Origin of the sequence: Streptomyces apricus (assembly GCF_008369065.1) — a bacterium.
Taxonomy (GTDB): domain Bacteria; phylum Actinomycetota; class Actinomycetes; order Streptomycetales; family Streptomycetaceae; genus Streptomyces; species Streptomyces apricus.
Genome location: NZ_VDFC01000046.1, coordinates 325,385 through 334,743 on the forward strand (window position 1 = coordinate 325,385; position 9,359 = coordinate 334,743).

The following is a 9,359-nucleotide window of genomic DNA, read 5'->3' on the forward strand; positions in this document are numbered from 1 at the left end:
GCTCACGGATTCACCCCCAGGGCCGGGAAGTCGTGGTCCGTCAGCCAGTGCCGGCCCACCTCGCGCGAGCGCGCCCAGGACGCCTCGACGGCCCGCTGGTCCCCGCTCTGGCCGAGGTCGGCCGGGGTCGGGCCGATCCGCTTGGCGAGCGGGGCCAGTCGACCGGTGTCGAAGCCGAAGACCTCCGCGGCGGCGAGGCCCAGCATCCGGCGGGTCTCCGCCACCGGGATGTCGTGGAAGGTCCGCGCCAGCCACGCGCGCGTGTCGGGCCAGGTGCCCTCGGGATGCGGGAAGTCGCTGCCCCAGAGGATGTTGTCGACGCCGATCTCGTAGCGCTGGGCCAGCTCGCGCCGTTTGGTGTTGGTGGCGCAGACGAAGACCTGGCGGTCGAGGTACTCGTGCGGCGGGCGCCGCAGACCGGCGAAGGGGGAGAGCTTCTTGCCGCCGTGCGCGCCGAGGTAGAGCCGGTCCATGAACCACAGCAGGTTCGGCAGCCACCAGCACCCGGACTCCGCGACGCCGAACCTGAGTCCGGGGTGCCGCTCGAAGACGCCCGACCAGAGCAGGAACCACAGCGGCCGGGCGGGCCACCAGGTCACCTCGCTCACGTAGATGCCGAGGTGGTCGCCGTACTCGTGGCGCGGGGCCGCCCCGGAGTGGGTGAGCACCGGCATCGCGCACTCGGCGGCCGCGGCCCACACGGGGTCGTAACGGCGGTCGTGGTAGGGCTCCTTGTCGACCCACATGGCGGGGATCATCAGGGCGCCGAGCCCCGACTCCTTGGCCCGGTACACCTCGGCGACGACCCGGTCGGTGGGCGCCGTGACGGGCAGCAGGGCGACCCCCCGGTGCCGTTGCGGGTGCTCGCCGACGAACTCGGCGAGCCACCTGTTGTGGGCCTGCGCGCCCGCCATGCCGAGGTCGGGGTCGTGGTCGCCGGAGAGGCCGAGGCCGACCCCGAAGGGCGCGGCCGTGCGGCTGTCCACCGCGTCGGCGTCCGGGAAGACCACCTCGGCCGCCACGCCGTCGCCGTCCAGCTCCTTGAGGCGCCGTGCGGGGTCCCAGCCGCCGCGCAGGCCCTCCTCGTTGTCGTGGAACCACCGGTCGGCGAAGGCCTCGTTGCGGATGCCGAGCCGGGTCATCTCCGCGCGGCGGCGGTCCTGCCCGGCGAGGAACTCGTCGAAGTCCCGGTGGAACCGGGCGTCCAGATAGGGCCGGTACTCCTCGGTGGGCGGTCCGGCGTGGCAGTCGGAGGAGATGATCAGGTAGGGCTCTGTCGTGGCGTCCACAACGGCTCCTCGGTCCGGTCGGTCCGGTCAGTCCAGAATGAAGTTCTCCAGGTACGCCGGGTCGGCGCGGTCGAGCATCGACCGCGCCCGCGCGCGGATCCGCGCGTCGCTGTGCTCGCTCTCCGGCAGCAGCCAGAAGCGGCCCGCGCGGATGCCGTCCACGACGAGGCCGGCGACCTCCTCGACGGGCGTGAACCGCACCTCGCGCCCCGCCTCGCGCATCGCGGCCTCCCACTGGCCGAGACTGCGGTACGGGGTCCTGCGGGGCCGCTGCTTGGCGTACCGCGCGGGCCTGTTGCGGTGCGACTCCCACAGGCCCGTACGGAGCATGTGGGGCCCGGGGAAGAGCACGGAGGCCCCCACGCGCGCGTGCTCCGCCCTCAGGTGCGCGTACAGGGACTCCGTCAGCGTCACGACGGCCGCCTTGGTGACGGCGTAGACGGACGCGGTGGGCAGGGGCGCGATGCCGCCGTCGCCGGAGGAGGTGTTGACGACGTGGCCGGCCCCGCCGCCGGCCAGCATCCGCGGCACGAAGGCCTGGACGCCGTGGAAGACGCCCCAGACGTTGACGGCGAACGCCCACTTCCAGTCGTTCGGGTCGTGCTCCCACATGCGGCCCTCGGCGCCCGAGCCGACCCCCGCGTTGTTGCACAGGACGTGCACGGCGCCGAAGGTGCGGTACACGTCCTCGGCGAGCGCGAACACCTCCTCGCGCTCCCCGACGTCCACCACGCGCGCGTGCACCGCGGCGCCGTCCTCGCGCAGCCCGGTGGCGGCCGCCTCCAGGGCGCCCTCCTCGACGTCCGCGAGGACGACCTTCAGGCCCTCCGCCGCGAACCGCCGCGCCATGGCGAGCCCGATCCCGCTCGCCGCTCCGGTGACGACGGCGACCTGCCCCGCCTCCAGGTCCATCAGGCGCTCCCCTCGGGAGGCCCGTCGAGGAGCTGGTGCGGGTCGTCGTAGCGCTGGTGGGCGTACGGCAGCAGCTCCCCGGGGTCGACCCGTGCGACGACGGTGCCCTTCTGGTCCGTCGTCCGCTCGCCGAGGGTGATCCCGACGAGCTCACGGACCGGGAGGTCGGCGACGGGGTCGTACACCGACTCGCGCAGGACGACGTCGCCGGTGATCCGCTCCAGTCCGCGCACCCGCTCGTCGCGTACGCAGTGCACGAGGACGGGGCCGGCGTCGAAGCCCGAGCCGTCCGCGCCCGAGCCGTCCACCGCGGGCAGGAACTTGAAGTAGAAGTCGGTCCTGCGGGCCGGCTCCGGCAGGGGCAGCGGCCCGCTCACCGCGCCGCGCACCTCCACGAACGCGATGCCGTGCCGGGCGAGCGCGGCGCGCACCGTCAGGCCCTCGCGCTCCACCGTCACCTCGCCCAGCTTCTTGGGCTCGCCGAAGACCTCCCGGCCGCCGGTGAGCGCCCGTTCATGGGTCATCGGCATGACGAGCGGGTACCAGCCCTCGACCCCGTCGTGCGCCGCGGCGACCGCGAAGGAGCCCGCGCCCAGCGGGTACCCGGGCAGGTCGACCTTGCTGATGTTCACCCGGACGAGCGGGCGTCCGGTGGGTTCGAGCGGAGGCGGCAGGACCGCCGCGACCGCGTCCGGGTCGCTCTCCCAGAGGGCCGTCACACCGGTGGACCAGACGGCGGGGAGCCGGGAGTGCGCGGCGCGCGCGGCGGCGGCCTCCGCCCCGGTCCGCGCCCCGTACCGTACGCGTGCCATGCCGTACCACCCTTCGCGTCGCCGTCCTCGGTGTCCGCGTGCATCGCAGGCGCGGAGCACCGTCGCACCGGGCGCGGCAATGGTCCATAGCCGTGCAGGGACGAACGTCCGGATCGGGCCGGGTCCGGCCTCCCGGGGGCGGGGCTGTCAGTCGCGCCCCTTATCCTCGGTGACCATGCTCGAAGACCGTCAGACCGCACCGTCCGCCGTCCCGTGGCCGGCCTCGTACCCGCAGGGGTACGCGGTCGTCGACGTGGAGACCACCGGACTGGCCCGCGACGACCGCATCGTGTCGGCCGCGGTCTACCGGCTGGACGCGCGCGGCGAGGTCGAGGACCACTGGTACACGCTGGTCAACCCGGAGCGGGACCCGGGCCCGGTGTGGATCCACGGCCTGACGAGCGACGTGCTCGAAGGGGCGCCCCTGTTCGCGGACATCGCCGAGGAGTTCGCGGCCCGGCTGGAGGACCGGGTGCTCGTCGCGCACAACGCGGTCTTCGACTGGTCGATGATCGCCCGGGAGTACGCGCGCGCCGGGCGCGAGGCGCCGGTGCGCCAACGGCTGTGCACCATCGCGCTGTCGAAGGAGCTGCGCCTGCCGCTGGCCAACCACAAGCTGGAGTCGCTGGCGGCGCACTTCGGGGTCGTGCAGCAGCGCGCCCACCACGCGCTGGACGATGCGCGGGTGCTCGCCGAGGCGTTCCGGCCGAGCCTGCTGGCCGCCGCGCGCGACGGGGTGCGGCTGCCGCTGCTCGAATGCCTGCCGCTGACGGAGTGGACGGACCGGGCGGCGCCCCGCACCGGACGGCCGGGCGCCGGCCGGGCGGCGGGCGGCTATCCCTCCGGCAGCTGGCGCCCTTCGCGCAAGCGGCCCGCCTGCCCGTACCCGAACCCCGGGCGGTACGAGCCGGGCAAGCAGCTCAAGCAGGGCATGCGCATCGCGTTCTCCGGGGACACCTCGGTCGAGCGCGACCTCCTGGAGGACCGTGCCGTGGAGGCCGGGCTGCACGTCGCCACGAGCCTGTCCCGGCTCACCAGCCTGCTCGTCACGAACGACCCCGACTCCGGTACGTCCAAGGTGGTCAAGGCGCGCCAGTTCGGTACCCCGGTCGTCGACGAGGCGGCGTTCGGCCAGCTCCTGGGGAACGTGGAACCCGCCTGAGCGGCCGCGGGGCGGCGACCGTACGGACGGGTGATTGCCGCGCGACTCGCCCGCGGCCCGCTCGCCCGGACCGCGGTGACGGCCCACCCTGTGGCGCATGGCGACTTGTGAGGTATGCGGCAACAGCTACGGAATGACCTTCGAGGTGCACGCGCAGGGCGCGGTGCACGTCTTCGACTGCTTCTCCTGCGCGATCCACCGCATGGCACCTGTGTGCGAGCACTGCCGGGTCCAGATCATCGGGCAGGGCGTGGAGGTCGAGGGGCACTGGTACTGCGGGGCCCACTGCGCCCGGGCGGAGGGCAAGGTGGGGATCGTCGACAGGGTGTGAGCCGGTACCCGACCGAACGCGCCCCACGGTCCGGGTTGTACCGTCGTGGGGTGTACCGCTTCCTGTTGTCCCGGCAGTGGGTGATCCTCACCCTCATCATGCTCGCGCTCATCCCGACGATGATCGAGCTGGGCTTCTGGCAGCTGCACCGGCACGAGCACAAGGTCGCGCTGAACCGCGTGATCGCCGAGTCGCTGGCCGCGAAGCCGGTTCCCGCCGAGTCGCTCACCGCGCCGGGGCGGGCCGTCGCCCACGACGACCTGTACCGCCGGGTGACCGCGAAGGGCAGCTTCGACACCGCCGACGAGGTCGTGGTGCGGCGGCGCACCAACTCCGACGAGGCGGTCGGCTTCCACGTACTGACCCCGTTCGTCCTGACGGACGGCCGGGTGCTGCTGGTGAACCGCGGCTGGATCCCCGCGGACGGTGCGCAGACCGAGGTCCCGAAGATCCCCGCGCCGCCGAAGGGCGAGATCACCGTCACCGGCCGGCTGATGGCGGACGAGACGAGCGCCGACAGCGGCATCAAGGACGTGCGCGGCCTCCCCGACCGCATGGTCATGCTGATAAACAGCGAGCAGCGGGCGAAGGACCTGGGCAAGGAGGTCCTCGGCGGCTACATCGCGCTGACCGCGCCGGAGCCCCGGGGCGGCAGCCCCGAGCAGATCGCCGAGCCCGACCACAGCGGCATCGGCCCGCACATGGCGTACGCCGTCCAGTGGTGGCTGTTCGCGGCGGGCGTCCCCGTGGGCTTCGTGGTCCTGGCCCGCCGAGAACGCCGCGACCGCCAGGAGGCGGCCGAGGCCGAGCCAACCCCGAAGACGGAGCCCGCCACCGTCTGAGCCCGGGAAACTGCGCCCTGAAGGGGCGCGGGCCCTGCAAGGGGCGCGGGGAACTGCGCGCCCAGCCACAACGGACCCGCACCCGAAACCCCACCCCAGCCCGCCCCAGGGGCGCCCGCCCCAGGGAGCCCGCAGGTCAACCCACCGGGGTTGATCGCGGGATCCCCCGGGAAGGCGGCACACGTGCACCCTTCCATCGAGGACTACGCGCTCATCGGCGACCACCAGACCGCCGCCCTGATCGGGCGGGACGGCTCGATCGACTGGCTCTGCCTGCCCCGGTTCGACTCGGCGGCCTGCTTCGCGAAACTGCTGGGCGACGAGGACAACGGGCACTGGCGGATGGCGCCGGCGGGCGCGAGCACCTGCACGCGCCGGGCGTACCGGACCGACACGCTCGTGCTCGACACCGAGTGGGACACCGAGGACGGCTCGGTCCGCGTCACCGACCTGATGCCGCAGCGCGACTGCGCGCCCGACGTCGTACGGATCGTCGAGGGCCTCAAGGGCCGGGTGACCGTCCGCAGCACCCTGCGGCTGCGCTTCGACTACGGCTCGGTCGTCCCCTGGGTGCGCAGGTCGGACGGCCACCGGGTGGCCGTGGCCGGCCCCGACTCGGTGTGGCTGCGCAGCGAGCCCGAGGTGCGCACCTGGGGTGAGGACTTCGGTACGCACGCGGAGTTCACGGTCGCCGAGGGCGAGAAGGTCGCCTTCGTGCTGACCTGGCACCCCTCGCACGAGCCGCGCCCCGACCTGGTCGACCCGTTCGAGGCGCTGGAGCACAGCGTCCAGGACTGGCAGGCCTGGGCAGCGCGCTGCCGCTACGACGGACCGCACCGCGACGCGGTGGTCCGCTCCCTGATCACCCTCAAGGCCCTCACGTACGCGCCGAGCGGCGGCATCGTCGCGGCCCCCACCACCTCGCTGCCCGAGGAGATCGGCGGCGTCCGCAACTGGGACTACCGCTACTGCTGGCTGCGCGACTCCACCCTGACCCTGGGCGCGCTCCTCGCCTGCGGCTACCAGGAGGAGGCGGAGGCCTGGCGCAACTGGCTGCTGCGCGCGGTCGCGGGCGATCCGGCGGACCTGCAGATCATGTACGGCCTGGCGGGCGAACGGCGGATCCCCGAGTACGAACTGCCGTGGCTGCCCGGCTTCCGCGGTTCGGCGCCGGTGCGGATCGGCAACGACGCCGTGCAGCAGCTGCAGCTCGACGTGTACGGCGAGGTGATCGACTCGCTCACGCTGGCCCAGCACGCGGGGCTGCCGGCCGAACCGGACATGTGGCGGCTGCACCAGGCCCTGATGGAGTTCCTGCACTCGGCGTGGCGCAAGCCGGACGAGGGGCTGTGGGAGGTGCGCGGGCCGCGCCGCCACTTCGTGCACTCGAAGGTGATGGCATGGGTGGCGGCCGACCGCACCGTGCGCACCCTGGAGGAGAACCCCGAGCTCGACGGCGACATCGAGAAGTGGCGCACGATGCGCGACGAGGTGCACCGCGAGGTGTGCGAGCGCGGCTTCGACCCCGAGCGGAACACGTTCACGCAGTCCTACGGCTCCCACGAGCTGGACGCCGCGCTGCTGCTCATCCCCCGGATCGGCTTCCTGCCGCCGGACGATCCGCGGGTGGTCGGCACGGTCGACGCGGTGCGGGCGGAACTGGTCCGCGACGGGTTCGTGCACCGGTACACCGCGCATCCGCACGGGGAGCCCGCTCCGCACGAGAGGGGCCTGGAGGACGTCGACGGGCTGCCGGGGGGCGAGGGGGCGTTCCTCGTGTGCTCGTTCTGGCTCGCGGACGCACTGCATCTGACGGGCCGTACGAAGGAGGCCCTGGACCTGTTCGAACGCCTCGTCGCGCTCCGCAACGACGTGGGGCTGCTGGCGGAGGAGTACGACTCCGCGGCCGGGCACCAGCTCGGCAACTTCCCGCAGGCGTTCAGCCACATCGGTCTGGTCGGCACCGCGCTCGCCCTGTTCGACGGTGACGGAAAGGCGGGGGTGCCCGATGCGGACGAGACGGCTCACGAGGCAGGATGAGGACCATGGATCTTGGACTGAAGGACCGCGTCTACGTCGTCACCGGAGCCTCGCGCGGCCTGGGGTACGCCTCGGCGCGTGAACTCGTCGGCGACGGCGCGAAGGTCGTCGTCTCCGGGCGCGACGAGAAGACGGTGGGCGAGGCCGCGGCGTCGCTCGGACCCGACGCGCACGGGGTGGCCGTGGACAACGCGGACGCGTCGGCGCCGCAGCGGCTGATCGCGGCGGCGCGGGAGCGTTTCGGCCGTTTCGACGGCATCCTGATCAGCGTCGGCGGGCCGCCGCCCGGGTTCGTCGCCGACACCACGGACGAGCAGTGGCAGGCCGCCTTCGACTCCGTCTTCCTGGGCGCGGTGCGGCTGGCGCGCGCGGCCGCCGCCGAGCTGGGCGAGGGCGGGGTGATCGGTTTCGTGCTCTCCGGTTCGGTGCACGAGCCGATCGGCGGGCTGACCATCTCCAACGGGCTGCGTCCCGGCCTGGCCGGGTTCGCCAAGTCCCTCTCGGACGAGCTGGGGCCGCGCGGGATCCGGGTGGTGGGGGTGCTGCCGGCGCGGATCGACACGGACCGGGTGCGCGAGCTGGACGGGTACGCGCCCGACCCCGCCGCCGCGCGGGCGGCCAACGAGGCGCGCATCCCGCTGCGGCGGTACGGGACGCCGGAGGAGTTCGGGCGCACGGCCGCGTTCCTGCTGTCGCCCGCGGCGTCGTACCTGACGGGGATCATGGTGCCGGTGGACGGTGGGGCGCGCGGCGGGTTCTGAACGGTCCCTCTCACCGGGCGGTCGAGGGGACGGTCGAGGCCGGCTCAGTTGACCCGTTCCGCGGCGTGTTTGGCCGCTCTCAGGCGGACTTCCGTCGGGAGGGTCTCCAGGCCCGCGGAGTCCCTGGCCCGGGTCAGGGACTCCGCCGTCAGACCGGTCAGGGTCTCCGCGGGGTCGGCGTGCGGCTCCAGGCGCAGGCGCACACGGGCCCCGGGCGCCCTGCGGCGGCCGGTGAGGACCGCCCGCGCGTCCCGCACCCCCCGCAGCGCGCCCGCCTCGGCGGTCAGTACGTCCTCCAGGGCCCGCCCCCGCAGCAGCGCGCCCTCGCCGTCGCCGGTGTCCACGAGGACCTCGGCGAGCCGGGGCCTGCGCAGCACCGCCGCCAGCCACCACAGGGCGAGCAGCACGGCCAGGGCGAGTACGGCGATGACGGCCGGCCACCACCAGCCCGCGTCCCGCCACCGCGTGCGGCCGGCGTCGCTCAGCAGCACGTCGTGCCGCCCGTCGTGGATCCACCAGGCGGGCGGGCGCACCCCCAGGCCGACGGCGAGCACGGAACCGCCGAGCACCACCAGGACCAGGCCGGCGAGGCCCAGCAGGACCCGGTTCACGGTCCTCAGCACGGGATCACCCCTTCCTGCCGGGCCGGGCGACGCGCACCGACAGCGCGGGGCGCCGGACGAGACCGAGCCCCTCGACGCCGTCGGCGAGCGTGGTCTCCAGATCGGCGCGTACGTCGTCGAGTTCACGGAAGTGCGAGACCGCGCGGACGTCGGCCTTCCGGCGCCGCACCCGGACCCGGACCGACTGCACGCCGGACACCTCCATGGCCCGGTCGCGCAGTACCAGGGCGGCCGCGTCCCGCTGGAGTCCGGCCCGTACGTCGGGGCGGGGGCGCCGCATCGGCAGGACGCCGCGCAGTCCCGGGGTCGCCGCGAGGACGAGCAGCCACAGGCCGAGCAGCGCCGCGACGCCCGCGCCCACGAGCACCCAGGTGTCGTCGAGGGGCCGCTCGGCGAGTTCGCGGGCGAGGACCCTGCGCGCGTGCAGGGCGGGCCGGTCGGCGCGGACGGCGACGRCGTCGTACAGCAGGAGGCCGGCGGCGGCGAGGACCAGCAGCGCGAGGACCGCGGCGGGGATGCGGCGGGCCGACCAGAAGCGGCCGCTGCCGCCGCTCCCGGTGTCGTCGAGGGTCGGCGGGGGCGTGTAC

10 protein-coding genes are annotated in these 9,359 nt (G+C 74.1%); 5 read left to right on the forward strand and 5 right to left on the reverse strand.

Annotated features, from left to right (window positions below):
* Positions 1-2: 2 nt before the first annotated feature.
* From FGF04_RS21530 to FGF04_RS21540, 3 genes are read right to left on the reverse strand one after another with little or no spacing between them, the layout of a single operon-like run.
* Positions 3-1,289 carry an amidohydrolase family protein gene (locus FGF04_RS21530; protein WP_149512944.1) on the reverse strand — a complete coding sequence of 429 codons (1,287 nt, stop codon included), beginning with the start codon at positions 1,287-1,289 and terminating at the stop codon, positions 3-5.
* 27 nt (positions 1,290-1,316) lie between these two features.
* Positions 1,317-2,201: an SDR family NAD(P)-dependent oxidoreductase gene (locus FGF04_RS21535; RefSeq protein WP_149512945.1), complete on the reverse strand. Its 885-nt coding sequence runs from the start codon at positions 2,199-2,201 to the stop codon at positions 1,317-1,319.
* The gene (locus FGF04_RS21540; RefSeq protein WP_149512946.1) at positions 2,201-3,013 is read right to left on the reverse strand and encodes an acetoacetate decarboxylase family protein; all 813 of its coding nucleotides are present in this window, start codon (positions 3,011-3,013) and stop codon (positions 2,201-2,203) included. Before FGF04_RS21540 ends, FGF04_RS21535 begins: the two co-directional genes overlap by 1 nt.
* 175 nt (positions 3,014-3,188) lie before the next feature.
* Here FGF04_RS21540 and FGF04_RS21545 point away from each other — a divergent pair, with 175 nt between their 5' ends.
* The 5 genes from FGF04_RS21545 to FGF04_RS21565 all read left to right on the forward strand — a co-directional run bounded on the left by FGF04_RS21545 (position 3,189) and on the right by FGF04_RS21565 (position 8,149).
* A complete protein-coding gene (locus FGF04_RS21545; protein WP_149512947.1) occupies positions 3,189-4,175 on the forward strand; it encodes a DEDDh family exonuclease in 987 nt (328 codons plus the stop codon).
* A gap of 97 nt (positions 4,176-4,272) precedes the next feature.
* Positions 4,273-4,506, forward strand: coding sequence for a hypothetical protein (locus tag FGF04_RS21550; RefSeq protein WP_149512948.1), 234 nt, complete (start codon positions 4,273-4,275; stop codon positions 4,504-4,506).
* A 50-nt stretch (positions 4,507-4,556) separates the two neighbouring features.
* Positions 4,557-5,348 carry an SURF1 family cytochrome oxidase biogenesis protein gene (locus FGF04_RS21555; protein WP_149512949.1) on the forward strand — a complete coding sequence of 264 codons (792 nt, stop codon included), beginning with the start codon at positions 4,557-4,559 and terminating at the stop codon, positions 5,346-5,348.
* Between the two features lie 183 nt (positions 5,349-5,531).
* On the forward strand, positions 5,532-7,388 hold the full coding sequence (locus FGF04_RS21560; protein ID WP_149512950.1) for a glycoside hydrolase family 15 protein: 1,857 nt from the start codon (positions 5,532-5,534) through the stop codon (positions 7,386-7,388).
* A gap of 5 nt (positions 7,389-7,393) precedes the next feature.
* Positions 7,394-8,149 carry an SDR family oxidoreductase gene (locus FGF04_RS21565; RefSeq protein ID WP_149512951.1) on the forward strand — a complete coding sequence of 252 codons (756 nt, stop codon included), beginning with the start codon at positions 7,394-7,396 and terminating at the stop codon, positions 8,147-8,149.
* A gap of 44 nt (positions 8,150-8,193) precedes the next feature.
* On the opposite strand, the gene amaP is transcribed toward FGF04_RS21565, so the two are convergent.
* A complete protein-coding gene (amaP, locus tag FGF04_RS21570; RefSeq protein ID WP_149512952.1) occupies positions 8,194-8,772 on the reverse strand; it encodes an alkaline shock response membrane anchor protein AmaP in 579 nt (192 codons plus the stop codon).
* Positions 8,773-8,776: 4 nt separating this feature from the next.
* On the reverse strand, positions 8,777-9,359 hold a 583-nt coding region (locus FGF04_RS21575; protein WP_149513758.1), incomplete at its 5' end, for a DUF6286 domain-containing protein.